Here is a 26,595-nt window from a genome sequence, read left to right on the forward strand (position 1 = left end):
CAGAGTGGCGGGACGGAACTTCATGCGCCCGTCCCTCAGAAGGCCCAGCCGACGCCGAGATCGATGCGGTTGTTGGCCGTGGTCTCCTTGAACCATTGCATGTCGGCCTTGAGCACGACGCTGCGGCTCAGGCCGTAGTTGGCGCCGACGGTAATGACGCGCTCGTTAGGCAGGCGCGCCGGCGTCACGCCGGCGCCGAGCCAGGCGTAGTCCTTGCCGGTGTTGTAGCGCTCGACGCGCACGAAGGGCGACAGGTACTGGCCGCCCGATTCCCACACGCGATTGGCAGCCTGGAGATAGCCGCCGTCGAAGCGCGCCGGGATCAGCGCCACGCCACCCACCAGCGGCGCGTTGAGCGCGGCGGTGTTGCTGATGCGGCCCGCCGCGTACAGCGCCGCGAAATCCCAGGCGCCGGGCTGCCAGCGCGCATGCGTCTCCCACAACGTGACGCGGGCGCGCGGCGTGTCGACCGCCCCCTGGCTCGCGCCGCCGGTGAAGAAGCCGCCGCCCAGGTGCAGACCCGGCACGCCGCGCCAGTTGACCGCGCCGAACACCGACATGTCGCGCGACTTGGCGAGCTGGCCTTCCTGATGGATGGCACCGAGCGGCCCCTCGACCACGCCTTCGTCGGAGGTCGCGTCCCACTTGCCGATGTCGAATCCGGTCGACACGCCGCCCTGGAGCGTGAGGCCGTTGTCGAGCGTGGCCACGGCCTGCGCGCCGGCCTCGCGCCAGGTGGTCGGGATGATCGCGGTCTCGACGAAGTTGCGTTCGACGCCGTAGTAGGTGGTCGGCTCGTGGCGCTCGTTGAGCAGGCCGAGCGGGATCAGGAACAGGCCAGCGCGGCCCGCGACGGTGTCGTTGAACTGGTGCTCGATGTAGGCCTGCTCGACAGCCGCCTCGCCCTGATCGTCGGCCGAGGTGACGGCATGCTCCCATTCGAGTTCGACGACGGCCTTGGTCTTCGGATCGAAGCGGTGCTCGTAGCCGAGCACGACGCGGCGCACATCGGTCTGGCTGCGCGCGCTGTCGTTGCGGTAGCGGTTGTAGTTGATCTCGCCATAGCTCGTGAGACGGCTGCCTTCCTCGGCGACCGCCATCCCGGACGACGCGGCCGGCATCGCGGCGACCTCGGCGCCATTCATGACGGCGGGCGCGCCGTTCATGAGTCCGTTCGAGGCCGGCGCGCTGGCCACCGGCGCCGGGCCATTCACCACGGGCGCCGGACCGTTCACGACGGCCGTGCCCGTGCCGGCGGCGGGTGTCGCGGCCTTGAGCTTCGCCATCTCGGCCTTGACGGCTTCGAGCTCGCCGGCGAGCTGTTCGATGCGGCGCATGAGCGCGGCTTCGTCGGCGCGGGCGGCGACGGGCGCGAGCGTGAAGGCGGCGGCAAGCGCCAGCGCGATCGGCGAGGCGGGGCGGAATCGGGTCTGCATGGCGGTCCTGCGGTTGTCGGGTTTGGAATGGGAGGGAATGGTGCGGCTCATCGGGCGGCGCTCCAGCCGTCGGTCAGCGTGCCGAGGAAGGCGACGACATCCGCGATCTCGGCCTCGGTCAGCGCGGGCGCGTCGCCGGGCTTGCGGTTGTAGGGCGCCTCTGTCGTGTTGACGTTGCGGCGGTACTCGGCCGGCAGGTCGTTGAACTTGACCACCACGCCATCGACGGTCGGGTACCAGGCGGCGGGATCGGTGTCGCGCGTGACGTAGAAGCGGATCGCCTCGGTCAGCGACTTGAAGCGGCCGTTGTGGAAAAGCGCGCCGCGCAGCGCCACGTTGCGCAGCGACGGCACCTTGAATGCGCCGCACAGGTCGGTGCGGTGGGCGAGACTGCCGTCGGGCCGGGCGCACAGGCCGAGGTCGTAGTGGGCAGGGTCGGCGTTGGCGGCGATCTCGTCGTTGCGCGGCACGCCGAGCGCGTCGTAGCTGAAGTCGGTGAACAGCGGCGACGCGCCGTCGGCGCCCTTGGCGCTCGGGTGACAGGCGAAGCAGTTGCCCTTGGCCGGGTTGTTGAACAGCGCCAGGCCGCGCTGCTCGGCGGCGGTCAGCGTGGTCTTGCCGGCGAGGAAGGCGTCGTACTTGCTGGTGAAGGCGCGGAAGTCGCCGTCCTCGCGCTCATAGGCCTGGATCGCGTAGGTGATGCGGTCGTAGGCCAGTTCGGGATTGCTGAAGATCGTCGCGCCGAACACGGCCTTGAAGTCCTCGGCATAGCTGGCCTTCGCCACCGCGGCCACCACGGCCGCCTTCGACGGCATGGCCATCTCGACCGGGTTGAGGAAGGGGCCGGCGGCCTGCTCGGCCAGTGATTGCGCCCGGCCGTCCCAGAAGAAGCCACCCGTCGGCGTGCCGTCGGCCGCGAAGTAGAAGGCGGTGTTGAAGGCAAGGTAGTCGGCCGAGGGCGCGGCGCGGCTGCCCTGGAGCGTGAGATCGGCGCCACCGAGTTGCACCGCGAGCGAATTGGGCGCGGCACGGCCGAAGGCGGCGTCATGGCAGCTCGCGCAGGACTGCCTGCCCGACAGCGACAGCGAGGTGTCGACGAACAGCTTCTCGCCGAGCCGGGCGGTGGCACTCATCGCCGATGCCGTCGTCGCCGCGCTGCTGCCGCCGGCAGTGCCGCCACCGCCGCAAGCGGCGAGCGTGGCCGTCATGGCCAGCGCGGCGCCGATGGCCGCGAGGCGAGATCCGCGCGTGAATGCCGTCGCGCGTCCGTGCTGCCGATGCGCTGCCCTGTTGACCGTCATGCCTGGACTCCTGGCGGCGCATACACCGATCGGATACGCCGCGCAACATTAATGAGAATGGTTCGCGTTACTAATCATGAAGTGCGGAAACCTGCCAGAAGCTTTCGAAAGAAACGCCTTCTTGCGTTGCAGCAACTACTTGCCAAGCCGGCGCGGCTTACCTATATTGAATGCGAATGATTCGCGTTTGCTCGAATCAATATCCCAACCGATTCACGCGGCCGTGCCGCCTGCATCCCGGAGGACCGATTCCATGATCGTCTGCGTCTGCCACAACGTCTCGGAGCGCAAGCTGCGCAAGTGCATCCATGACGGAGCGAGCTGCGTGCGCGACCTGCGCGAGGCCTCGGGACTGGGAGGCACCTGCGGCAAGTGCGTGCCCGAGGCGCGCGCGATGCTGCGCGAAGCCGAGGCGGCCAGCACGGCTGCAACGGGCTTCGGCGGCTTGGGCATGGGACTGGCGGCGGCATGAACCTGGCCCCGGCTTCGAACGCGATGCTGGCTGCGGAGTCCTCCGCCGAGCCGGCGGGCGCGGCCCCGGCTGGCGATGCCGAGCACTCCGCCTCCGGCCTGCGCGTCTGGCCGAGCAACACCCTGCTCGCAGGCCGGCAGGAAGCGCACATCGCCCACAACGGCGAGCTCTACACGTTGCGCCGCACCCGCGCCGGGCGACTCATCCTCACCAAGTAGTGGATGCCACAGGCGTCTTGCCCGACGGCAATCCCCGTCGGACGACGACACCAGACGATGACGGCGGAAACCGATACTCAGCCGGCCTTGGCCACTGGGCGGGCGCGCAGTTCGCGGTCATCCACGCCCCAGACGATGAACAGTGCCGCGAGCGACGGCAGCGCCGACACCAGGAAGCTGATGCGTAGCGCATGGTCGGTCGCGCCGCGCAGGGCCGCCCCCTGTTCGCCCGACACCGGCGCGACCGCGCCGCTCAACACATCGGACAGTTGCAGGCCCGCGTCCACGGCCGGCGACGCCTTGAGCAACGCCAAAAAGATCGCGCCGAGGCAGGCCACGCCGACCGCGCCGCCGAGCAGCCGCGTGAACACCGTGAGCGCCGTCGCGATGCCGACCTGATCGCGTGGCGCCGCGTTCTGCACCGCCACCAGCGAGGTCGGCAACTGCGCGCCGAGCGCTGCGCCCACCACGATCACCACCATCGCCGACGCGAGCGGCACATTGCCCGGCATGAGGGCCAGCAGCACCAGCCCCGCCGGCACCAGCGCCATGCCCAGACGCAGCGCCGGCCGGTAATGGCCGCTGCGCAGCATGTAGCGCCCGGCCGAGAAGGCACCGAGCGGCACGCCGAGGCTGAAGGCCAACATCCACAGCGAGGCGGCGTCGGACTCCAGCCCGGCCACCATCTGCAGCCGCAGCGGCAGCAGCAGGCCAACCGCCATCAGCGCCGCGAAGGCGAAGGACAGCCCGAGATTGCAGCGGGCGATCGTCGGCTCGGCGAGCAGGCCGAGCGGCAAGAGCGGTTGGGCCGTGCGCCGCTCGTGACGCAGGAACACGGCGATCGCCAGCGCGCCGCCGAGCGTGAGCGCGAGCTGGTCGGGCGCCTGCCAGGCGACGCCCTGCCCCAGCCGCGACACCGCCACCAGCAGCGCCGCCGTGCCGCCGCCCATCAGCAGCGCGCCGGTGAAGTCGATGCGCGGCCGCCGTTCCGACGCCGGCAGCAGCGCCAGCGCGCGCCAGATGATCGCCAACGTCAGCAGACCGAGCGGCAGGTTGAGCCAGAAGATCCAGCGCCATGACAGCCAGTGCGCGATGAAGCCGCCCGCAATCGGCCCGACCGCGCCGGCAAAGGCCCACACGCCCGAGATGTAGCCCTGGTAACGCCCGCGCTCGCGCAGCGGAACCATGTCGGCGATGACGGCCTGCGCCGTCGTCACCAGCCCACCGCCGCCGAGGCCCTGGAGCACGCGCGCCAGCACCAACTCGGGCATCGAACGCGCGGCGGCGCAGGCCATCGAGGCGAGCACGAACAGCAGGATCGCGCCAGCCAGCACACGGCGCCGCCCGTACAGGTCGCCGAGACGGCCGTAGATCGGTGTCGAGATGGTCTGCGCGATCAGATAGGCCGAGATGACCCAGGCCATCCATTCGAAGCCGCGCAGTTGCAGCGAGATGCTCGGCAGCGCGATGCCGACGATGTTCTGCTCCAGCGCGCCGAGCAGGATCGACAACATCAGCCCCGCCATCACGAGCGGTGGAAGCGGAGCGGGATCGGGGCGGATGGAACTTGCGGCGGAAGCTTGGGGCACGGCGGGTCCGGGTCGGGCGAGGGCCGCCGAGGATACGGGTTGCGCCGCGCCGGGCGGGAGCCGTGTTTCAGCCGTGGAAGCGCACCGGCCGCGCGGTGTCGGAAGGGGAAGCGGCGCTCTTCGCGGGTGCCGGACCACAGCTCGAACAGCTGCCGCAACCCGATCCGCAACCGCCCGCCGCACTGGCCGGAGCGAGCCAGCGCGCGAGCCGCGCCTGACCGCCACGCGCCGCCATGGTCGCCAGTCCCTGTCTCAGCCGCGAACGAAGCCTGGGCATCAACTTGCCGAACACGACCCAGCCGGCCGCGAGCAGCACGCCACCCAGCACCAGCTTCTCGAACACTTCATAGAGCGTCATGCGCGATCTCCGGGATCAGGCAAAGGCGGAGGCCAGCCGGTAGGTGACGAACGACGCCAGCCAGGCCAGACCGAACAGGTAGGCGGCGGTGATCGCCACCCAGCGCCAGGAATTGGTCTCGCGGCGGATCACGGCCAGCGTGCTCAGACATTGCGGCGCGAACACGTACCAGACCAGCATCGCCAGTGCGGTCGCGAGCGACCAGTTGGCCGCGAGGATGGGCGCGAGCTGCTGGGCCTGGTCATCGGCCGTGGCCGACAGCGCGTACACCGTCGCCAGCGCGCCTACGGCCACCTCGCGCGCCGCCATGCCCGGCACCAGCGCGATGCAGATCTGCCAGTTGAAGCCGATGGGCGCGAACAGCGGCTCCATCGCGCGGCCGAGCCTGCCGGCGTAGCTCGCGTCGATCGCCGCGCCCTCGAAGCCCTCCGGCGGCGCCGGAAAGCTCGACAGGAACCACAGCAGCACCGTCAGCGCGAGGATCACGCCGCCGACGCGGCGCAGGAAGATGCTCGCGCGCTCGCTCAGACCGATGGCCAGATCGCGCAGGCGCGGCAGGCGGTAGGACGGCAGTTCGAGCAGCAGCGCATGCTCGGCCGGGTCTTCGCTGAACTTGCCGCGCAGCCGGCGCGTGACCCAGGCCACCGCCAGCGCGCTCACGATGCCGAAGGCGTAGAGCCCGAACAGCACGATGCCTTGCAGGTTGAAGACGCCACCGACCGCGCGGTCGGGAATGAAGGCGCCGATCAGCAGCGCATACACCGGCAGCCGCGCCGAGCAGGTCATGAGCGGCGCGACGAGGATGGTCGCCAGCCGGTCGCGCGGGTCCTGGATGGAGCGCGTGGCCATGATGCCGGGCACGGCGCACGCAAAGCTCGACAGCAGCGGAATGAAGGAACGGCCGGTCAGGCCCGCCGACAGCATCACGCGGTCGAGCAGGAAGGCCGCGCGCGGCAGATAGCCGCTTTCTTCCAGCGCGAGGATGAACAGGAACAGGAACAGGATCTGCGGCAGGAACACGAGCACGCTGCCCGCGCCGGCGATCACGCCATCGACGAGCAGGCTGCGCAGCGCGCCTTCGGGCATCGCGTCGCCCACCACGCCGCCGAGCCACTGGATGCCGGCGTCGATGCCGTCCTGGAACGGTGCCGCCCACGAGAACACGGCCTGGAACATCAGGAACAGGACGGCCGCGAGGATGACCGGCCCCCAGACCGGATGCAGCGCCCAGCGGTCGATGAGATCGTCGGTCTCGGCGGTTCGGCGCGGGATCACGACCGTCTCGGCCAGGATGCGCATGACCTCGGCATGGGTGGCGTCGGCATCGGGGCCGGGGGCGGGCACCGGCGGCATGACCGAGTCGAGCTGTTCGAGCAGGGCGCGCGCGCCGTCGTGGCGCACGGCCACGGTTTCGATCACGGGCAGGCCGAGTTCGCGCTCCAGTCCGGCGCGATCGACCTTGATGCCGCGTCTGGCGGCGGCGTCCATCATGTTGAGCGCCACGACCATCGGCAGGCCGAGCGACTTGAGTTCGAGCACGAAGCGCAGGTGCAGCCGCAGGTTGGTCGCGTCCACCACGCTGATGATCATGTCGGGGCGGGTCTCGCCGGGCAGCTTGCCGAGGCAGAAGTCGCGCGTGACCTCCTCGTCGGGACTGGCGGCCGCGAGGCTGTAGGCGCCCGGCAGGTCGAGCACCGCGATCTCGCGCCCCGACGGCGACGTGAGCCGGCCTTCCTTGCGCTCGACCGTGGCGCCGGCGTAGTTGGCAACCTTCTGCCGGCTGCCGGTGAGCTGGTTGAACAGGGCGGTCTTGCCGCAGTTGGGATTGCCGATCAGGGCAACCCGGTTCGGTGGCGCCGAGCCGCCCAGCAGCACCGCCGGATTCACGCTTGCATTCATCACGCGCTCCGGATCAGGCGGCCAGCCGGGCGTCGATGGCCTGCACGCTCACGCGATCGGCCTCCGACTTGCGCAGCGCGAAACGCGTGAAACCGACCTGCACGACGATCGGATCGGCGCCGATCGGGCTCACCGCGATCACGCGCACCACCTCGCCGCAGACGAAACCGAGATCGCGCAGGCGACGGGCGACGACATCATCGGGATGGGCATCATGGACGGCACTGACGATGGCATCGGTGTTCAGGCGGAGCTGGCTGAGCGCGGGCATGGCTGGGCTTGCTGTTCGGGTTGCGGGAGGATGCTCAGGCATGGATTGCGATCCGCCGGTCCGACGACCCGAAGCTGCTGCGGGCCATCGCGGGTAGACCTTCGACTTCAACCTGTGGCACTTAACGATAATGATTCTCAATCGTTCGCGCAAACGCAGCATGACCCTGTTGCTGACAGGTGTTGCCGCCCTGCTGACTGCCGGCTGCACCACGACAACGACGATCTCCGACGCGCCGCCGATCACGACGCCATTCGGCGTGCCAGTGCGCACCCGCGTCGCGCCCGACGCGCGCAAGCCCGATCCTCAGCCAACGCCCGCCGTACCCGCACCGGCGCTGCTGCCACCAGGCAACGAATGGGCGACCCAAGCACTGGCGGGCGTGATCGCCGGCCAGCCGCTGCTGCTGCTCGGCGAGGTACATGACAACGCGGCCCAGCATCAGCTGCGCATCGAGGCGCTGCGGCGCGCGATCGTCGCCGGCGCCCGGCCGGCGCTCCTGATGGAGCAGTTCGACCGCGAGCGTCAGCCCGACCTCGACCGCGCCCTTGCCGCCGCCCGCCGCGACCGCGCCATCGCCACGCCGGCCGGCCTCGACCGCTTGGCCGACGCGGTGATCGACGCCGGCGCGCCGGGCCGAAAGGGCTGGGACTGGAGCGCCTACCGCGGCTTCGTGGTGCTTGCGCTCGGCTACGACCTGCCGATCATCGCGGTCAACCTGTCGCGCGCCGACGCGTCGAAGATCGTCGGCGGCGGATTGGAGTCCGTCTTCAGTCCCGCCGAGCGGCAGTCGCTCGGGCTCGACCGACCGCCGCCAGAGTCCCTGCTCGCGGCCCAGGCCGAGGCGATCGTGGCCAGCCATTGCAACCAGATCGACACGGCGACGGCGCGACGCATGGCGCTGGCCCAGATCGCACGCGACGCGGTGATGGCGGCCTTCCTGCGCGCCCACGCCCAGCAGGCCGAGGTACTGATTGCAGGCAACGGCCATGTGAGACGTGATCTGGGCGTACCTCAATGGCTTGGCGCCACCGCGGCGATCAGCGTCGGCCTCGAAGAAGACACCGGCCTGCAACCGGGAATGGCGCTCGCACTCGCGGCCGACCGCACTGGCGGCAAGCCGGCCACGCGCTACGACCTCGTCATCGCGACGCCGGCCGCCCAGCGCGCCGATCCCTGCGAGGCATTCAAGGCGCGCTGAACGGCTCGGCACGACCGGGGCGCTCCCGTCACGCGACGCGCGCACAAGAAAGACAAAACGGGACCGGCCCTCTCGGACCGGTCCCGTCACAAGCTGCCGTCGGCGCGAGGCCGATCAGCTTTCGTCGCGCATGAACGACTGCTGGTAGTTCTGGATGCCGACCTTGTCGATCAGGTCGAGCTGGGTTTCGAGCCAGTCGATGTGTTCTTCGGTGTCATCGAGGATCTCGACCAGGATCTCGCGCGAGACGAAATCGCTCTTCTGCTCGCAGCATTCGATACCCGACTTGATCGTCTGCTGGGCGGCACGCTCGGCGGCCAGATCGCTCTTGAGGATTTCCTCGGTCGATTCACCGATGTTGATCTTGCCGAGGTCTTGCAGGTTAGGCAGGCCATCGAGCATGAGGATGCGCTTGATGAGCGAATCGGCATGCTTCATTTCGCCGATCGACTCCTCGTATTCCTTCTTCTGCAGGCCGTCGAGGCCCCAGTGCCCGTAGATGCGGGCGTGCAGGAAATACTGGTTGATGGCAGTCAGCTCGTTCTTGAGCTGGGCGTTAAGCCACTGGATGACGTCCTTGTCGCCTTGCATGCGGGCTCCTTTTCTGCGGGTCGTGAGTGGGACGGCGAGTCTAACCCTGGCACCGACAGAGGAATGCAAGCTCGGGAGCAGAAGCCGCCCGGAAAAACCCGTGCCGTCTCAGTCGACCTTGGCAAGGTTGTCCGACACCGTCGTGATCATGCGCTCGAGATCGGTCTCGCTCGCGATCAGCGCCGGCGAGAAGGCGATCGTGTCGCCCGTCGTGCGCACCAGGACGCCCTGTTCGAAGCAGCGCAGGAAGACGTCGAAGGCGCGCGCGCCCGGCTGGCCGGCACGCGGCTCCAGTTCCACCGCCGCCACGAAACCGAGATTGCGCACGTCGATCACATGCGGCCGGCCCTTCAATCCGTGGGCCAGTCGGGCAAGCACCGGCTCCAGCGACGCGGCGCGCTCGAACAATGCCTCGTCGCGGTAGACATCCAGCGTCGCCAGTGCCGCCGCGCAGGCCAATGGATGCGCCGAATAGGTGTAGCCGTGGAACAGCTCGATTGCCCCCGGCGGGCCGACCATGAAGTCCTGATGGATCTGCTTCGATACCAGCACGCCGCCCATCGGCACCGTGCCCGAGGTGACGCCCTTGGCGAAGGTGATCATGTCGGGCACCACACCGAAGCGGTTCGCGCCGAAGGCCGCGCCAAGCCGGCCGAAACCGCAGATCACCTCGTCGAAGATCAGCAGGATGCCGTGCTTACGCGTGATGTCGCGCAGCCGCTGCAGGTAGCCGATCGGGGGGATCAGCACGCCGGTCGAACCGGCCACCGGCTCGACGATCACGGCCGCGATCGTGCTCGCGTCATGCAGCGTGACGATGCGCTCCAGCTCGTCCGCGAGGTGCGCGCCCCATTCCGGCTGGCCGACGCTGTAGGCGTTGTGTTCGAGGTCGTGGGTGTGGGGAAGATGGTCCACGCCCGCGAGCAGTGTTCCGAACATCTTGCGGTTGCTGACGATGCCGCCGACCGAGATGCCACCAAAGCCCACGCCGTGATAGCCGCGCTCGCGTCCGATCAGCCGCGTGCGGCTGCCCTCGCCGCGAACCCGCTGCCAGGCCAGCGCGATCTTCAGCGCCGTGTCGACCGCCTCGCTGCCCGAATTGCAGAAGAACACGTGGTCGAGCGATGGATCGGCCGGCGTTGCCGGCCTGGGCGCGATTCCGACCAGCCGATTCGCCAGCTCGAAGGCCAGCGGATGCGCCATCTGGAACGGTGGCGCGAAGTCGAGCGTCGCCGCCTGACGCTGGATTGCCTCGACGATCGGCTTGCGGTTGTGGCCGGCGTTGCAGCACCACAGGCCGCTGATGCCGTCGAGGATCTGGCGCCCGTCATCGGTCCAGAAATGCATGCCCTCGGCCCTCGTGAGCATGCGCGGCGCCTGCTTGAACTGGCGGTTGGCCGTGAACGGCATCCAGAACGCATCGAGCTGTTCGGGGCGCAGGTGGACTTGATCGGACAGCTGAGTCATGAGCGAGGGAAGCGGACAGTTTTCGACCTTCCGACTGTACTCATCGAATGGCACCTTTCCAGCGCCAGTTCTCCGTGTATCGACAGGGCCATCTTGCGGCACGGGCGCCACCGGCCTAGGGTTGTTGCGGATGCCCGGTTAACATCCGCTCACCTTTTCGCGCCCCAGGCTCCATGCGTCTCAAGATCAAGGTCATCCTTTTCGCGGTGGTCCCGCTCGCGCTCAGCCTCGCGGTGATCGCCACTGCCGTGTTCCGCCAGCAGAGCCTGCTCGCCGAGCGCGAGCGTGCCCTGGTCGAGGCCTCGATCCTCGATGCCAAGCACGCGGAACTGCGCCATTACGTCGAACTCGCGCTCAGTACCGTCGCACCCTGGTACCGCGAGGGGCACGACGACGACACCGGGCGGCGCGCGGCGCTGGCACGGCTGTCGCGGCTCGATTACGGGCAGGACGGCTACTTCTTCGTCTATGACCTCGACGGTCGCAACCTCATGCATCCGCGCCAGCCCGAGCTGACCGGCCACAGCCAGTGGGAGCTGCGCGATCCGCGCGGCGAGCCGACCGTGCAGCGCCTGATCGAGACCGCGCGCAACGGTGGCGGCTATGTCGAATACCTGTGGGAGCGCCCATCGACCGGCGTGGTCGAGCGCAAGCTCGGCTATGTGGTGTCGCTGCCGCGCTGGAACTGGATGATCGGTACCGGCATCTATCTCGACGACGTGACCACCACGCTCGCCGACCTCGATCGCCAGAGCGCGGCCAACATCCGCGACACGATGGCCTGGATCGCGGCCTGCGCCGTGGTGGGCGTGCTGGCGATCGGCGGCTGTGGCCTCGCGCTCAACCTGAGCGAGCAGCGCATCGCCAACCAGAAGCTGCGTCGCCTCGCGCTCCAGGCCCTGCAATCGCAGGAAGAGGAACGCGCCCGCCTCGCGCGTGAACTGCATGACGGCAGCAGCCGCGAGTTCGAATCGATCCGCGCCGCCATCGAACGGGCCGCCGGCGATGACGACTTCGCCGCCGCGCGCCGTCAGATCGACGCCGCTCTCACCCGCTTCCGTGGTGCGGAAGACAAGCTGCGCGAGATCTCGCACCGCCTGCGCCCGCTGATGCTCGACGAACTCGGACTGCCGGCCTCGCTCATGCGCATCGCCGCCGACTTCAGCAGCGACACCGGCATCCACACGGAGGTGCAGCTTCCCGAACACGCGCGCGACCTGCCCGAACATGTGGTGACGGTGCTGTTCCGCGTTGCTCAAGAGGCACTCACCAACATCGCGCGGCATTCGCAGGCCACCCGCGCGTGGATCACCCTGGCTCAGAACGAAGGCGACATCACGCTCAGCATGCGCGACAACGGCGTTGGCTTCCGGCCCGCCACCGAGCGTAAGGCCGGCGAGCCAGGCATAGGCCTGCGAACCATGCGGGAACGGCTCGATTCGATCGGTGGAACCATGTCGCTGCACAGCAGTGCCACGGGCACCCAGATCGAGGCTCGCGTGCCTCGCGCCGCAGCGCTGCCGCGGCAACACGACCCCGACAGCAACCCTGGCTGGATGACCCCTGGCTGCTTGCCTCGAGTGGCCGGCGATCCCGGCCGGGACTCGGCTTCCCAGGCACGTGCCCTTGCGCCCGACTTCGGGTTGCCTAGGGAAGTAATCGCCGATGCAAGCCCGTCTTGCGAAAGCAGCTGCGACACAAGTAACAAGATCCAAACCTGAATGCATTTTCCGACGCCATGCTGCGATGCAAGGCAAAAACGCCATCCAGACAGCTTTGCGGTCATCTTGCAGACATGCATCCAGCGGTGGGCAAATCAATGCATCTAGAAAGCGACTAGATATCCGGCTCTACAATTTATTCATATAAATCAATAAGTTGCATAGAGTCTGAATTACATATCGCCCATAAATGCTGCGGCGCACAAACAAGGTCTTGCGCAAGTCCGCCGAATGGACAAAAATCCTTTTACCGCAATGCACAAACCTTGACTCGCAGACGTCACTGTCATGCGGTCAGGGCCGGTAAATCCGACCGGTCAGCGGCTTTTGCGACACCCTCGCCCACCGAATTCGTTTCATCGACTCGTCGACCTGGAGTTCAACATGTCCGTCCTGACCCCCGATCAACTCGCCACCGCCTACAAGGCCAACCTCGATTCGATCTTCGCCCTGTCGGCCAAGACCTTCGAAGGCGTCGAGAAGCTGTTCGACCTGAACATCAACGTCGCGAAGGCCACGCTGGCCGAATCGGCCGAGAAGACCAAGGAAGCGCTCGAACTGCGTGATCCCCAGGAATTTCTGCAGTTCCAGGTGTCGCTGGCCCAACCGACCGCCGAAAAGGTGCTGGCCTACGGTCGTCACCTGAGCGACATCGCTGCCGAGACCCGCGCCGAGTTCGTCAAGTTCGCCGAAAGCCAATTGGCCGATTCGAACAAGAAGTTCGCCACCCTGCTCGACACCGCCGCCAAGAACGCGCCCACCGGCTCGGAATCGGCCATCGCGCTCGTCAAGTCGGCCGTTGCCGCTGCCAACAGCGCCTACGAGTCGGTCAGCAAGGCCACCAAGCAAGTGTCCGATCTGGCTGAAGCCAACCTCGCCGCCGCCACGACCGCCACGGTCAAGGCTGCGACGCAAGCCGCCTCGGTCGCCAAGAAGAAGACCGCTGCCTGAGATCACATCGCGCGAACCGGCAGTGCACTGCTCCGGCGTCGGCCGGAATGGTCAACAAAAAAGCCCCGTCCTGAAACGGGGCTTTTTTGTTGGTGTCTGGACTACGAAGGCAGATCACTCGTCCGCGCGATCAGCGCCTTACCTCCGCCTTACCTCAATGAGTTGGCAATCTTCTTGCTATAGATCAAGTGCAGGTTGTCTCCTTGGCACCGAATTCTGTCCTTGTGCAGGTGCCTTACAGCCCGACCACGGCGGTCGGGCTTTTTTTTGCCTGTCGCGAGCGGATTCTGTGGCTTCAACACAGCAGAAATGACGTCTCACGCACCGCGCATGCCTCAATCGCGCGTGCCGATCCTTCCTCCCAGCGCTTTCAGGCCCCGAATCAGTGCATCAAAGGCTGCATCCAAGCGCACCTCCGGTCCCTTAACACCGACCTCGATATGCCGGCCCAGGGTTTCAGTGCCCACCGACGGCAGGCTGAAGATCTTGACGTCCACGTGCTCCGCCTCGATGCGCTCGAGCAGCCCGGTGATCTGGGCCTCGAAGAGATCGAAGAGGATGGCCGAACGCTCGCCGCGCGCACCATGCTGGAACAGATGCGCATATTTGGTGTCGAGTACCCACTGGATCATCGGCCAGGCCATCACCGGGAAGCCGGGCACGAAGTAGTGCTGGCCGATCGAAAAGCCCGGAATGCGGTTGTAGGGGTTGGGCACGAGATCGCAGCCATGCGGCAGGTCGGCCATCGTCAGGCGATGCGCGTTCTCGGGCGACGCGGGGTCGACCGGCCCGGTGTCTCCACGCTCACGAGCAATTTCCGCCGCTCGCTCCAGGATCAGCCGCGCCGCCTCGGGGTGACGATGCAGCGCAACTTCGGCCGCGATCGCCGCCGCCTGGCGCGTGTGGTCGTCGGGCGTACCGCCGATGCCACCGGTGCAGAACACGATGTCGTTGCCGTTGAAGCTGCGGCGCAGGAAGTCGGCGATCTGCCTGCGATCGTCGGGCAGGTAGTGCGCCCAGGACAGCGCGAGGCCACGCTCGCCAAGCAGCTGGATGACCTTGGACAGGTGCTTGTCCTCGCGCTTACCCGACAGGATTTCGTCGCCGATGATGATCAGACCGAACATGACTGGCTCTGGTTGAGGTTGGAAGACTGACGCCGCGCCTCGTCAAGCGCCGCGAGCGCGTAATGCGCGAAGGCCAATGAGGCGAAGACGAACACCACAGCGTAAAGCCACAGCGCGACCAGGGCGAGCAGCGGCTTGAGCACGAACACCACCGCGCCACCGAGCCAGATCGCCCCCGGCACCGCGCCGAGCAGCGCACTGCCGATGCCCAGGATCCACAACGGCACGCGATGACCGCGCAGGAAGGCGTGCAGCTCGTCATCGGCCGCGTGGCGTTGGAGCACGTCGTAGCCGAAGGTGCGATAGGCCAGCCAGCCCCAGAGCAGCAGCGGCAGCACGAAGCCGAGCCCGGGGACCAGCCAGAGCGGCAGCGTCAGCAGCCACAGCAGCGCGAACAGGCCGCTCGCAACCAATGAATTCCACAGGCTGGCGAGCCACGAGTCGCGGCCCTGCACCGTGACGGTCGCATAGCGCTGACGTTCGAGATGGCGCACCGCAAGCGGCGTGGCGGTCAGCGCCGTCATGACGATGGAGGTGAGTCCCACCAGCGGCAGCGCGAGCGCCGCGACGAGAATGGGCGCCGCAAAGTTGTGGAAACCCGCGCTCAGCTCGCCGAAGCCGGCATCGGCCAGCTGACCGATCGCCCAGGCGCCGATGCTCGACTGCGCGATCCAGGCTTGCAGCCCGTTCACCGCCGTCTCCCAGCCCCACCAGGCGAGTCCGGCCCACAGCAGTGTCGTGAGCACGAGCGGCAGCAACGTGAGCAACAGCATGCGCGGGCTGGCGAGCGAGACGGTCGCGCGGGCGAGCGCGGTGAACAGGCGCAGCGTGGTGCGGGTCATGGATGGGCCTCCTTCGGGCGCGGATGTCAGGCCCGGCCGAGGATGCGCGCGATCGCGAGCCATTGCTGGGCCAGGAAGCCCCGGCCGTAATCGCGCCCGGCCGGAAAACGCCGGCTGTGGCCCGGCTGCTGGTCATCGATGCCGCAGGCGCCGTCGAAGCGACGGAAATCGGCCGTGCCGAAGAGCATGTCCCAGACCGGAAACAGCACCGCGTAATTCACGCCGTAGTAGCGCTTGCCGCCGTCGGACAGCTCGGCCGGCGGATGGCCGACCTCGACCGCATGGTGGCGGCGATGGAACTGCGGGCTCACCACGACGCGCCCCAACCCGCCGAAGTCCCAGCGCACGTTCGCATGCTGGACGCTCTGGATCGCGCGCGTCGCCACCACGAGCCACACGAACTGTCCCGGTGGCACGCCGATCGCGATCGCCAGCAGCGCGAACACCGCGTCGCGCAGCAGGTCGTCGAGCAGATGGTTGCGGTTGTCCGACCACAGCGTCATGTCGCGCTGGCTGTGATGCACCGCATGCAGCTGCCACCACCAGTTGAAGCGGTGCTGTCCACGATGGAACCAGTAGTCCACGAAGTCGAAAAAAACGAGGTAGAGCGTGAACGACACCCAGGGCCGATCGGTCACGCCCGGCCAGAGCGCGTCGAGATCGAAGCCGTTGTAGCCGATCAGGCGCAGGCTGCCCTCGATGTCGTCGGCCACCGTCTGCACCAGCGCGAAGGCCACCAGTGCGAAACCGCCGAGCCGGTGCAGCAGCGTGTAGAACACGTCGGTCAGCACCGCACGCCGATCGGCGATGGTCTGGGCCGGCGCGAACCGTTCGCAGGCGCCGAGCACCACCCACAGCAGCGTCACCTCGATGACGCCGATGAGGAACCACTCGACCGCGTCAAAAGCCTGCTCGGTATAGGCCGCAAGCCCGAGCGCATAGACGATGTGGATGGCGACATGCTCGAACAGCCAGTCCTGCGCGGCGGAGAACAGGTTGGCGATGGCGTCGGCGAAGGTGCTGAACATGATGCTTGGGTGATGCGGAGGAAGCAGGCGCGCCTGCATCAGCGCTTGCCGAAGGCGGCGCGGTACTGCGGATGCTCGCGCAGCGTCGGGAAGCAGTGGCCGCGCGCGGCCAGTCCGTCGAGCAGTGGATCGAGCATCGGCGCGAAGGGATCATGCCGCGACCAGATGCCGAGATGGGCCATGACAATGTCGCCGGTACGGATGCGGGCGAGCGCGCGTTCGAGCAGCGCAGCGTTGGACCAGCGCTCGGACGGAAGTTCGTCGCCGAGGAAGCCGGCGTCGGCCCAGCCCACATGCGGCGCATAGCCGCAGGACTCGGCGGCGGCGAGCGTCGCGGCATTGGTGCGGCCGCCGGGCGCGCGCCACAGCGGGGCGAGCGTCGCGCCGGTCAGCGCGTGGAACCGCGTGGCGACGCGCCCCAGCTCGGCGCAGTAGTCGGCCGGCGTCCAGTCGAGCCTGCGACCGGCGTTCGCGCCGAACTGCGGCTGCACCTCGATGCGCGGCGTGCCCTTGACGAGATAGACGTGATCGAAGGTGTGGGTGCCGAAGGCATGGCCCTCGGCCACGCGGGCGCGCCAGAACGGCGCCCATTCGTCGCCGAGCGACCAGCCGTCGGTGGTGGTGCGCTCGTTGGCGAGAAAGAAGGTGGCCTTGGCGTGATGCTTGCGCAGCGTCGCCGCAATCTGCTCGGCCACCGACATGTTGCCGGTGTCGAAGGTGAGATAGACCGGCTTGTCGCAGGCCGGCTCGGCGGTGGCCGATGGGTCGGCCGCGCCTGCCGTCGATGTCGGCCCGAGGCCGACCGCGAGCATTCCGAGCGCCACGAGCACTGCCCGCGCCGAAGTGCCGCCCGCTCGGCGCCACGCCGGAGCTGACACTGCCGCGCACGGCGGAGCCGACTCTGCAAGCGTTTGCAAGCCGGCCAGGTCGCACCCGGCCCTCACAGCAGCGGCGCCCGATCGACGAAGAAGATGCCATGCGGCGAGCGCCCGACCGGGATCTTGCGCACCACTTGGCGCGTCGCCAGATCGACCACCGTCACCTGCTTGATGAAGCGCGAGGTGGTCCAGAGCTGCTTGCCGTCGGCGGTGATTTCCATGTCGTCGGGGCCGCCGGGCACGGGGATGGTGGCGACGTTTTCGAGCGTCTGCATGTCGATCATGTTGATCGTGTTGGCGACGCGGTTGCCGACGAACACATGGCGCTTGTCGCCGAGGGCGCGGAAGTTGTGGCAGCCCATGCCGGTCTTGATGCGCTTGACCGTCTGGCGCGTCGCCACGTCGATCACCTCGACGTAATCGGCGCCCATGATGCCCACCAGCAGATACTTCTGGTCGGGGGTGAGGAAGATGCCGGCCGGCGCCTCGCCCACCGGCACCTGCCACATCACCTCCATCTTGCGCAGGTCGAGGGCGGCCACCTGGTTGCTGCCCTGGAGCGTGATGTAGACGACGCCGGAGTCATGCGTGAAGGCCATGTGGCTCGGCATCGACTTGAGCGGAAAGCGCTTCACGAGCTTGAAGCTGGCGCCGTCGTAGTCGTACACGTCCACGCGGTCGAGCCGCAGCGAGTTCACGACGAAGCGCTTGTTGTCGTAGGCGAAGCCGATCTGGTAGGGGTCGTCGATGCCCGCGACCTTGCGCTGGAAGGCGCCCGTCTTGGGATCGAGGAAGGTGAGGTCGTTGCCCAGCGCGTTGGCCACGATCAGGCTCTTGCCGTCGGGCGTCGGATACAGGTGATGGGGCTCCTTGCCCACATCGAGGCGGCCGGTCTCGCGGCCTTCCTTCATGTCGAGCAGGCTCACCTGCGCGTCACGCGAATTGAGGACCACCGCGGTCTGGGCCAGCGCGGAGGTGCCAGAAAGGCCCAGCGCCGCAAAGGCGGCGCCTGCCAGCAAACGTCGAATCATCTTGCCTTCCGGTTCAATCGGTGCGCGAGCTTACCCGCAGCCGCCCTTCTCCAAGCTTGAGGCTGGCCAAGCACGCTCAAGATGTGCCGAGTCGGGCCGTTAGCCGATTCGACACGCCTAGATAGCGTCCTCCGTGCAACCCAGGCTCATGACATCACTGCTCAAGATTCCCGCCCGCGAAGCGCGACTCGGCATGTTCGTGCACGACATCGACCGTTCCTGGTGGTCGCACGACTTCTTGCGCGCCCGTTTCCTCATCGAGGACGACGAGACCCTCGACAAGGTGCGTCAGCTTGGCAAGGGCGACATCGTCATCGATCTCTCGCGCAGCATCGAGCTCGACCGTCTCGCGCCCGCGGCCGCGACCGAACCGGTCGCGCCGCCGCCCTGCGTGGCCGAACCGCCACCCGCGCCGCCACGGCACGCCTGGCTCGATGCCGCGCCCACCAGCTTCGAAAATGAACTGGCAGCCGCCAGGAAACTGCATGCCCGCGCGCGCGGCCTGATCCGCGAAACCATGCGCGAGGCCCGGCTCGGCCAGATCGGCGAGCTGCCCGAGGTGCAGTCGCTGGCGGAGGACATGGTCAGCTCGGTCATGCGCAACGCAGGCGCCCTCGTGTCCCTCATCGGGCTGAAGAGCAAGGACGACTACACGTTCATGCACAGCGTGGCGGTCGGCACGCTGATGATCGCGCTCGGGCGCCAGTGCGACCTCTCGCCCGAGCAGCTGCGCGCGGCCGGGCTCGCGGGTCTGCTGCACGACGTGGGCAAGACGCGCGTGCCCGATGCGGTGCTGAACAAGCCCGGCAAGCTCACGCCGGACGAGTTCGCGATGATCAAGCTGCACCCGGTCACCGGTCACAGGCTGCTGATGGAGGCCGGCCACGGCGACGCGGCCACGCTCGACGTGGTGCTGCGCCATCACGAACGACTCGATGGCACCGGCTATCCCGACGGCCTCAAGGGCGACGAGATCTCCACGCTGGCCCGCATCTCGTCCATCGCCGACGTGTACGACGCGGTGACGTCGGAGCGCTGCTATCACCGCGCCCAGCCGCCGACGGCAGTGCTGCGCATGCTGATGAAGAACGTCGGCACGCACTTCGACGACAAGCTCGTGCGCGTGTTCGTGAAGTGCGTCGGCATCTACCCCACGGGCTGCCTGGTGCGGCTCGAATCGCAACGGCTTGCGGTCGTGGGCGAGCAGCATCCGACCAACGCGCTCACGCCGCGCGTGCGGGTGTTCTTCTCGCTCAAGTCGCAATCGCACGTGCCGGTGCGCGAGATCGATCTCGCGCGCTCGGAAGACCGCATCGCCAGCTTCGAGGATCCGCGCACCTGGGGCTTCGACCTCAGCCGCTACTGATCCCACCCTTCGCCACGAGTCGCGCCCACTGCCGGTGATGCAGCCGGCGGCCCTCCCGCGCCCGGCAACATCGTCGAAGCGTTTCGCCACAACTGTTGCGCCGCACATCGACCGGGAATATATTGAAACCGTAATGCGACTGATTCGCATTTGTGCTCAATATGCATTCCGGCGTCCCGACTCCGCCTGCGCCGCGGTCCGGCGTCTGCCGCCGGGCAAGAAAGCTTCCGATGAATCCGGCCCAATCCAGCCTGCGTCCCGCGCCCCTTGCCGCCGTGCTCGCACTGCATGCCGCCGTGCTCTGGAGCGTCGGTCATCCGTCGGCGCAGCCGCGCGTCGAACCCGAGACGCCCGCGCTGTTCGCCACGCTGATCGCGCCGCAGCCCATGGTCGCGGCGCCGGCACCGCAACCCGCGCCCGCGCCGCCCCCGAGGCCGGTGGAAAAAACCCGCCCCGAGCCGCCGCGCCCGATGCCGCCGCTGCCGGTCAGCCCGGCACCGAGCCCAATCGCGGCTCCGATACCCGCGCCCGCGCCCAGTGCCGCCCACGGCGATCCGGCGCCAAGCCCCGCGCCGGCACCGGTCAGCACAAGCGCGCCGAGCCAGGGCGCCCCAGCCCAGGTTGCCGCCGCGCCGGTGTCGGCCGCGCCGCGCACCGTCAACAGCGGCATCGCCTATCTGCGCCCGCCGGCGCCCGACTACCCGGCCATCTCGAAGCGGCGCGGTGAAAGCGGCGTGGTGGAGGTGCGGGTGCAGGTCGATGCCAACGGCGTGCCCCAGCGCGCCGAGATCGCGAAGTCGAGCGGCTTCGACCGGCTCGACAACGCCGCCCTCAACGCCGTGATGAAGGCGCTGTTCAAGCCCCACGTCATCGACAGCGTGGCGGTGCCGATCTGGACCCACGTGCCGATCGCCTTCGACCTCACCAACTGATTCCTCTCCTCACAACAACAACCCCCGAGCCCTGCCATGGACCATTCCCAAGCCTTCAGCCTCGCCAGCCTCTGGAACCAGACCGACGCCGTCGGCAAGGGCGTCACCGTGCTGCTCATCTCGCTGTCGATCAGCTCCTGGTACGTGATCGTCACCAAGATCGTCCAGATCGCCCGCATGCGCGCGCTGTCGCGCAATGCCGAAAGCTCGTTCTGGGACGCGAGCAATTTCAACGACGCGCTCGCGAGCCTCGGCAGCGCGCGCGACAACCCCTACTACGCCGTCGCCGCGCGCACCCGCGACGCCGCCGAGCACCACTCGCAGCGCCACGGCGCCCTGCACGACAGCATCCGCCTCGACGACTGGCTCGCCAGCTCGCTGCGCCTGAGCATCGACGAGGCCATCGCGCGCATGAGCGGCGGCATGTCGATGCTCGCGTCGATCGCCGGCTCAGCGCCGTTCGTGGGGCTGTTCGGCACGGTCTGGGGCGTGTACCACGCGCTCGTCGCGATGGGCGGCAGCGGCGCGCAGACCATCGACAAGGTGGCCGGCCCGGTGGGCGAGGCGCTGATCATGACGGCACTCGGCCTCGCGGTCGCCATCCCCGCCGGCTTCGCCTACAACGCCTTCGTGCGCGCCAACAAGGCCACGGCCGGCCGGCTCAACCGCTTCGGCTTCGACCTGCACTCCTACTTCGTGACCGGCGCCCGCCTCGCGCCGACCGTCGCCGCCGGCAACCGCGAGCGCGCCAGCCTCGCCGTGATCCCGGCCGCCGCCGGCCGCGCCTGATCGCCACCCGCACCGGAGAACGACCATGGCCCTCGGCACCCTCGACGACAGCGAAGACTTCAACCCCGAGATCAACACCACGCCGCTGGTGGACGTGATGCTCGTGCTGCTGGTGGTGTTCATGGTGACGCTGCCGATGATCCGGCACGACGTGAACATCGACCTGCCCCAGGCCAGCAGCACACCCGTGACCGAGAACCCGACCGCGATCGAACTGGCGGTGGATGCCGACGGCCGCGTGCTCTGGGACAAGACCGCGCTCACGCCCGACGAACTCGACGTGAAGCTGGCTCAGGCCGCCGAGACCCAGCCCCAGCCCGAGATCCGCCTGAGCGGCGACAAGCGCGTCGCCTACGAGCATGTCGCCACCGTGATGGCGGCGGTGCAGCGCCACGGCCTGACCAAGCTCGGCTTCGTCATGCAGCCGAAGGACAAGTAAGCGTCGGCCTCCGCGCCGCGTCGGACGGTCCATGAGAAACGGCCCGCTGCAAGCGATTGCAGCGGGCCGTTTGCGTTCCGGGATGCCTCAGTCGCGCAACGCTTCCCACACCTTCTGCAGACGCTTGACGCTCACCGGCATCGGCGTGCGTAGTTCCTGCGCGAACAGGCTGATGCGCAGCTCTTCCAGCAGCCAGCGGAACTCCTCCAGCCGCGCATCCGCCACGCCCTTGCGCGCGGCGAGCTTGCGTTGGAAGTTGGTGAGCAGCGGTTGCAGCTCGGCAAGGCGCGCCGCGTCGCGCTCGGGATCACCGCGCAGCTTGTCGATGCGCGCCGACACGCCCTTGAGATAGCGAGCGAAGTGCGTGAGCTGTCCGTAGGGCTGGCGCGCGAGGAAGTCCTTGGTCATGAGGCCACCGATCTGCCCCGTCATGTCGGCGTGCGCGGCCGCGAAGGGCCGGGCCTGGGGCAGCTTCTTCTGCGCCGCCGCGTACTCGGTGAGGATGGCCGCCGCGAGCCGCGCGATCTCCTGCGCGAGCAGTCCGAGCCGCCCGCGCCCTTCCTGCGCGCGGGCGCGGAACTGCTCGGCATTGGCCGGCAGCGGATCGGCGAGGCAGGCGCGCTCCAGCGCGAGGTCGATGATCTGCTGCTTGAGTTCCGCCTGCGTGCCGAGCGACATGAACTGCACTGCCATCTGCGACAGGCCGGGGATGTTCTTGTCGAGATACTTGAGCTGGTCCTTGAGTTGCAGCGACACCAGCCGCATGAGGCCGCGCCGATGCGCGCGCGCCGCCTCGTCCGGCTCGTCGAACACCTCCAGCCGGCAATGCGCACCGGCATCGACCAGCGCCGGATAGCCGATCAGCACCTGCCCGCCCTTGCGCTGGATCTCGACCAGCTCGGGCAGCTCGCCGAAGCTCCAGTCAGTGAATTCGGCGTCGCCGTCGAGCCGGTTGATGCCGCCGGCCGAGGCCGCCGGCGCGCCGCCCTTCGCCGCGCGATTGCCGGCGCCGGGCGCGATCGGCGCCGAGGGCACGGCCGCATTGCCCGAACTCCGCCCGCCATCGCCGACGCCACCGCCGCCGGCCGGGTTGCCGCGAAAAGCGCCTGCAAGCCCTTGCAAGCCCGCGAGCCCGGCACCCCGCGCCGCGCTCTGTGCGCGGCCGGCGCCATCACGGCCGCCGATCGCGCCGGCGGCTCCACGTCGCCCCGCGTCGCTCGCCAGCGCTGCTCCGCCCACCACCGCGTCACCCGAATCCGAAGCCGCGCCCGCTTCGCCACCCGCGACCAGCTCCGGCACCACCACCGCCGCCGCGAGCTTCTGGAACTCCGCCCGCGCCACCCGCCCCAGCTCCGCGCGCAGCGCGCCAAGCGACCGCCCGACACCGAGCTGCCGCCCGTGCTCATCCACCACGCGGAAGTTCATCGCCAGATGCGCCGGCAGCGTCTCGCGCTTGAAATCGCTTGCAAGCACGTTGAGCTGCTTCTGCGCGCGCAGGTCGGCGATCAGCGCCAGCACCAGGTCGCCATCGCCCGGCTGGGGCTGGCGCGTGGTGAAGCCTTCGGCGTATTCGGGCAGCGGCACGCAATGGCGGCGCAGCTTCTGCGGCAGGCTCTTGAGCAGCAGCTGTACCTTCTCCTTGACCATGCCCGGGACCAGCCAGTCGCAACGCGCCTCGTTCACGAGGTTGAGCGCGTAGAGCGGCACCGTCAGCGTCACACCGTCGCGCGGGCTGCCCGGCTCGAAGTGATAGTCGAGCGCCATCTCGACGCCGCCGAAGTTGGTGCGCTTGGGGAACTGGTCGGTCGTGATGCCGGCCGCCTCGTGGCGCATCACGTCGTCGCGGCTCAGGCGCAGCAGGCGCGGGTTCTCGCGCGAGGCCTCGCGGTACCACTGCTCGAACTCGGCGGCGCCCACGGCCTCGTCGGGCAGCTGGGCATCGTAGAAGGCGTGGATGAGCGTCTCGTCCACCAGCACGTCGAGCCGGCGCGACTTGTGTTCGAGCTGCTCGATCTCCTGCACCAGTCGCAGGTTGTGGGCGAGCATGCCGGCCGCGCCCTTGTCGCGCGGCTCGTAGTCGCCCTCGACCAGCGCGCTGCGGATGAAGATGTCGCGCGCCTGCTTCGCGTCGAGCTTCGCGAAGGGCACGCGCCGGCCGTGATAGACCGTGAGGCCGTAGAGCGTCGCGCGCTCGAAGGCGCAGACGCGGCCCGAGCGCTTCTCCCAGTGCGGCTCGCTGTGGTTCTTCACGAGCAGATGCGGCGCGAGCTTTTCGAGCCATTCGGGCTCGATCTTGGCGACGGTGCGCGCGAACAGGCGCGAGGTCTCGACCAGCTCGGCGGCCATCATCCAGCGGCCGGCCTTCTTCGCCATGCTGGAGCCGGGCCAGATCAGGAAGCGGATGCCGCGCGCGCCGCTGTAGAAGGCGTCGCGCTGCTTGCCGTCGTCATCGGACTTGCAGCCGATGTTGCCGAGCAGGCCGGCGAGGATGGCGGAATGCAGCCGCTCGTAGGCGACGGCGTCGCGCGAGAGATGGTCGATGCGCTTGAAGGCGGATTCGAGTTCGTCGGGCGCGCCGATGCGGGCCTCGGCCTCGCGGCGCGCGGCGCGGGCGGCGAGCTTCTGTTCGGTAGGCGTCATGGCGCGTGGCTCGGCGGCGGCGATACCTTGGCGCGCGCCGCTGGCCGGGCTGCCGCTGGCGGCGCGGCCGTGAGCCGGGCTGGCGCCGCTCGCGCCGTTTTGCGGCCGGCCATCGCGCGCGGCCTTGCCCGCCTCGTCGCGCACCGGGTGAGCGTCCGCGCCGGCGGCTTCGTCGAGATCGCGCCCGCTGCCGTCAGCGAAGCGCCAACCCAGCTCCGCCATCGTCGAATGCAGCTGGCCGTGCACATCGCGCCATTCACGCATGCGCAGCGGGTTCAGGAAGTTGGCCTTCAGCTCGTCGCGCAGCCTGGCGTTGCTCTTCTTGTGCACCAGCGCGTGCTCGTGGAAGGCCCAGCGCTTGAGGATGGCGAGGAACTCGCTGCGCTCGTCGGCGAAGCGCTTGTTGGCCACGTCCGCCGCCTGCTCGATCGCGGCGCCCGCGCCCATCGGCGGACGCTCGCGCGGGTCCTGCGTCGAGAGCGCGGCGGCGATCACCGTCACGTCGCTCAGGCAGCCGGTGTCGCGCGCGGCGATGAGCATGCGGCCGATGCGCGGGTCGAGCGGCAGGCGCGCGAGTTCGCGGCCGATGGCGGTCAGCTCGTTGCGCTCGTCGAGCGCACCAAGCTCCTGCAGCAGCGCATAGCCGTCGGCGACGGCGCGCCCGCTCGGCGCCTCGACGAACGGGAAGTTCTCGATGTCCACCAGCCGCAGCGACTTCATGCGCAGGATGACGCTCGCCAGCGACGACCGCAGGATTTCCGGATCGGTGAAGCGCGGCCGGCCGTTGAAGTCGGCCTCGTCGTACAGCCGCACGCAGATGCCCGCCGCCACGCGCCCGCAACGCCCGGCGCGCTGGTTGGCCGACGCCTGGCTCACCGGCTCGACCTGCAACTGCTCGACCTTCTGCCGATAGCTGTAGCGCTTGACGCGCGCCGTGCCGGTGTCGATGACGTAGCGGATGCCGGGCACCGTCAGCGAGGTCTCGGCCACGTTGGTCGCCAGCACGATGCGACGGCTGTTGCCGGTGGGCCGGAACACGCGGTCCTGCTCCTCGACCGACAGCCGCGCGAACAGCGGAATCACCTCGGGATGCACGCCGCCGCGCGTCTGGTGCTGCTTGCGCAGCGCCTCCGCTGCCTCGCGGATCTCGCGCTCGCCGGGCAGGAACACGAGGATGTCGCCGCGCCCTTCGCCCGAGAGTTCGTCCACCGCGTCGAGGATGGCGTCGTTCAGGTCGCGGTCCTCGCGCTCACGCTGGCGGGCGGCATCGGCGCGGGTAGCCCAGCCGTCGCGGCCCGAGGCGGCGCCGGCATCGCGGCCGCCGGCCTCGCCGGAGCCCGAGCCGGCGCGCTGCCGGCCGTCGTCCATGCGCGCGTCGCCCCAAGGCCGATAGCGCACCTCGACCGGATACATGCGCCCGCTCACCTCGATGACCGGCGCCGGTCCGCGCGCCGACGCGAAATGCTCGGCGAAGCGCGCGGCGTCGATCGTGGCCGACGTGACGATGATCTTCAGGTCGGGCCGGCGCGGCAGGATCTGGCGCAGATAGCCGAGCAGGAAGTCGATGTTGAGCGACCGCTCGTGCGCCTCGTCGATGATGATCGTGTCGTAGGCGCGCAGCAGCGGATCGCTCTGGGTCTCGGCCAGCAGCACGCCGTCGGTCATCAGCTTGACCGAGGCGCCCGGCGACAGCTTGTCGTTGAAGCGGATCTTGTAGCCCACGTGCTCGCCCACCGGCGAGCCGATCTCGACCGCGATGCGCTTGGCGACCGACGTGGCCGCGAGCCGGCGCGGCTGGGTGTGGCCGATGAGGCCGGTGCCGCCCGCGCCCAGCCCGCGTCCGAGCGCGAGACAGATCTTGGGCAACTGGGTGGTCTTGCCCGAACCAGTCTCGCCGCTGACGACGACGACCTGATGCTCGCGCAGCGCGCGCGTGATCTCGTCACGCCGGGCGCTGACCGGCAGCTCTTCGGGAAAGGTGATGGGAGGGACGGGGTTGGCTGGCGGGCGCCGTTCGGCCCGGACGCGGGGTTCTTGCATCGCGCGGA

The 26,595-nt window shown here is 68.7% G+C and carries 23 protein-coding genes; 9 read left to right on the forward strand and 14 right to left on the reverse strand.

Annotation, left to right across the window (positions count from 1 at the left end; all coding sequences use genetic code 11):
* Nucleotides 1-35 precede the first annotated feature (35 nt).
* Together H566_RS0117760 and H566_RS0117765 are read right to left on the reverse strand one after the other, a co-directional pair.
* Complete coding sequence (locus H566_RS0117760) at nt 36-1,436, reverse strand: type IV pilus assembly protein FimV (RefSeq protein ID WP_051378942.1); 1,401 nt, start codon at nt 1,434-1,436, stop codon at nt 36-38.
* A 47-nt stretch (nt 1,437-1,483) separates the two neighbouring features.
* Nucleotides 1,484-2,737 (reverse strand): cytochrome-c peroxidase, encoded by a 1,254-nt coding sequence (locus tag H566_RS0117765; protein ID WP_084545258.1) that lies wholly within the window; start codon nt 2,735-2,737, stop codon nt 1,484-1,486.
* A 253-nt stretch (nt 2,738-2,990) separates the two neighbouring features.
* Between H566_RS0117765 and H566_RS26090 the strand changes: the two genes are divergently transcribed.
* Together H566_RS26090 and hemP are read left to right on the forward strand one after the other, a co-directional pair.
* Nucleotides 2,991-3,209: a (2Fe-2S)-binding protein gene (locus H566_RS26090; protein WP_034412168.1), complete on the forward strand. Its 219-nt coding sequence runs from the start codon at nt 2,991-2,993 to the stop codon at nt 3,207-3,209.
* Nucleotides 3,206-3,427 (forward strand): hemin uptake protein HemP, encoded by a 222-nt coding sequence (gene hemP / locus H566_RS0117775; RefSeq protein WP_051378943.1) that lies wholly within the window; start codon nt 3,206-3,208, stop codon nt 3,425-3,427. Before H566_RS26090 ends, hemP begins: the two co-directional genes overlap by 4 nt.
* A 77-nt stretch (nt 3,428-3,504) precedes the next feature.
* Here the strand turns inward: hemP and H566_RS0117780 are convergent, their stop codons facing one another.
* From H566_RS0117780 to H566_RS0117795, 4 genes are all read right to left on the reverse strand, one after another.
* Nucleotides 3,505-5,016, reverse strand: coding sequence for an MFS transporter (locus H566_RS0117780; protein WP_034412171.1), 1,512 nt, complete (start codon nt 5,014-5,016; stop codon nt 3,505-3,507).
* Between the two features lie 67 nt (nt 5,017-5,083).
* On the reverse strand, nt 5,084-5,374 hold the full coding sequence (locus H566_RS26095) for a DUF6587 family protein (RefSeq protein WP_051378945.1): 291 nt from the start codon (nt 5,372-5,374) through the stop codon (nt 5,084-5,086).
* A gap of 15 nt (nt 5,375-5,389) precedes the next feature.
* Nucleotides 5,390-7,273, reverse strand: a complete 1,884-nt coding sequence (gene feoB, locus H566_RS0117790; RefSeq protein WP_028312496.1) for a ferrous iron transporter B — start codon at nt 7,271-7,273, stop codon at nt 5,390-5,392.
* A 13-nt stretch (nt 7,274-7,286) separates the two neighbouring features.
* Entirely contained in the window at nt 7,287-7,544 is a 258-nt protein-coding gene (locus tag H566_RS0117795; RefSeq protein WP_051378946.1) for a FeoA family protein, read from the reverse strand.
* Between the two features lie 160 nt (nt 7,545-7,704).
* On the opposite strand from H566_RS0117795, the gene H566_RS27695 reads away from it, so the two are divergent.
* Nucleotides 7,705-8,745 carry a ChaN family lipoprotein gene (locus H566_RS27695; protein ID WP_084545360.1) on the forward strand — a complete coding sequence of 347 codons (1,041 nt, stop codon included), beginning with the start codon at nt 7,705-7,707 and terminating at the stop codon, nt 8,743-8,745.
* 114 nt (nt 8,746-8,859) lie between these two features.
* Here the strand turns inward: H566_RS27695 and bfr are convergent, their stop codons facing one another.
* Both bfr and aptA read right to left on the reverse strand, forming a co-directional pair.
* Nucleotides 8,860-9,336: a bacterioferritin gene (bfr, locus tag H566_RS0117805; protein ID WP_028312498.1), complete on the reverse strand. Its 477-nt coding sequence runs from the start codon at nt 9,334-9,336 to the stop codon at nt 8,860-8,862.
* A 108-nt stretch (nt 9,337-9,444) separates the two neighbouring features.
* Nucleotides 9,445-10,803 (reverse strand): omega-aminotransferase AptA, encoded by a 1,359-nt coding sequence (gene aptA, locus H566_RS0117810; protein ID WP_051378948.1) that lies wholly within the window; start codon nt 10,801-10,803, stop codon nt 9,445-9,447.
* Nucleotides 10,804-10,976: 173 nt separating this feature from the next.
* Between aptA and H566_RS26105 the strand changes: the two genes are divergently transcribed.
* Both H566_RS26105 and H566_RS0117820 read left to right on the forward strand, forming a co-directional pair.
* Complete coding sequence (locus H566_RS26105) at nt 10,977-12,524, forward strand: cache domain-containing protein (protein ID WP_084545259.1); 1,548 nt, start codon at nt 10,977-10,979, stop codon at nt 12,522-12,524.
* Between the two features lie 384 nt (nt 12,525-12,908).
* Nucleotides 12,909-13,475, forward strand: coding sequence for a phasin family protein (locus H566_RS0117820; RefSeq protein ID WP_028312500.1), 567 nt, complete (start codon nt 12,909-12,911; stop codon nt 13,473-13,475).
* A gap of 335 nt (nt 13,476-13,810) precedes the next feature.
* Here the strand turns inward: H566_RS0117820 and H566_RS0117825 are convergent, their stop codons facing one another.
* The 5 genes from H566_RS0117825 to H566_RS0117845 all read right to left on the reverse strand — a co-directional run bounded on the left by H566_RS0117825 (nt 13,811) and on the right by H566_RS0117845 (nt 18,381).
* Complete coding sequence (locus H566_RS0117825) at nt 13,811-14,602, reverse strand: competence/damage-inducible protein A (protein WP_028312501.1); 792 nt, start codon at nt 14,600-14,602, stop codon at nt 13,811-13,813.
* Nucleotides 14,590-15,444, reverse strand: a complete 855-nt coding sequence (locus H566_RS26110) for an EI24 domain-containing protein (RefSeq protein ID WP_051378949.1) — start codon at nt 15,442-15,444, stop codon at nt 14,590-14,592. The genes H566_RS0117825 and H566_RS26110 overlap by 13 nt, the downstream gene beginning before the upstream one ends.
* 26 nt (nt 15,445-15,470) lie before the next feature.
* A complete protein-coding gene (locus H566_RS0117835; protein ID WP_034412374.1) occupies nt 15,471-16,472 on the reverse strand; it encodes a sterol desaturase family protein in 1,002 nt (333 codons plus the stop codon).
* Between the two features lie 38 nt (nt 16,473-16,510).
* Nucleotides 16,511-17,284: a polysaccharide deacetylase family protein gene (locus tag H566_RS26115; RefSeq protein WP_051378950.1), complete on the reverse strand. Its 774-nt coding sequence runs from the start codon at nt 17,282-17,284 to the stop codon at nt 16,511-16,513.
* Nucleotides 17,285-17,412: 128 nt separating this feature from the next.
* Nucleotides 17,413-18,381 carry a YVTN family beta-propeller repeat protein gene (locus H566_RS0117845; protein WP_028312503.1) on the reverse strand — a complete coding sequence of 323 codons (969 nt, stop codon included), beginning with the start codon at nt 18,379-18,381 and terminating at the stop codon, nt 17,413-17,415.
* A 148-nt stretch (nt 18,382-18,529) separates the two neighbouring features.
* Here H566_RS0117845 and H566_RS0117850 point away from each other — a divergent pair, with 148 nt between their 5' ends.
* The 4 genes from H566_RS0117850 (at nt 18,530) to H566_RS0117865 (ending at nt 21,907) form a co-directional block, all read left to right on the forward strand.
* The gene (locus H566_RS0117850; RefSeq protein ID WP_051378951.1) at nt 18,530-19,747 is read left to right on the forward strand and encodes an HD-GYP domain-containing protein; all 1,218 of its coding nucleotides are present in this window, start codon (nt 18,530-18,532) and stop codon (nt 19,745-19,747) included.
* Between the two features lie 230 nt (nt 19,748-19,977).
* Nucleotides 19,978-20,679 carry an energy transducer TonB gene (locus H566_RS30425; protein WP_051378952.1) on the forward strand — a complete coding sequence of 234 codons (702 nt, stop codon included), beginning with the start codon at nt 19,978-19,980 and terminating at the stop codon, nt 20,677-20,679.
* 36 nt (nt 20,680-20,715) lie between these two features.
* On the forward strand, nt 20,716-21,468 hold the full coding sequence (locus H566_RS0117860; RefSeq protein ID WP_028312505.1) for a MotA/TolQ/ExbB proton channel family protein: 753 nt from the start codon (nt 20,716-20,718) through the stop codon (nt 21,466-21,468).
* A 25-nt stretch (nt 21,469-21,493) separates the two neighbouring features.
* Nucleotides 21,494-21,907, forward strand: a complete 414-nt coding sequence (locus tag H566_RS0117865) for an ExbD/TolR family protein (RefSeq protein ID WP_028312506.1) — start codon at nt 21,494-21,496, stop codon at nt 21,905-21,907.
* Between the two features lie 87 nt (nt 21,908-21,994).
* On the opposite strand, the gene H566_RS30185 is transcribed toward H566_RS0117865, so the two are convergent.
* The gene (locus H566_RS30185; RefSeq protein ID WP_051378953.1) at nt 21,995-26,587 is read right to left on the reverse strand and encodes a DUF3418 domain-containing protein; all 4,593 of its coding nucleotides are present in this window, start codon (nt 26,585-26,587) and stop codon (nt 21,995-21,997) included.
* Between the last annotated feature and the right edge of the window lie 8 nt (nt 26,588-26,595).

Origin of the sequence: Derxia gummosa DSM 723, from assembly GCF_000482785.1 — a bacterium.
Lineage (GTDB): Bacteria > Pseudomonadota > Gammaproteobacteria > Burkholderiales > Burkholderiaceae_E > Derxia > Derxia gummosa.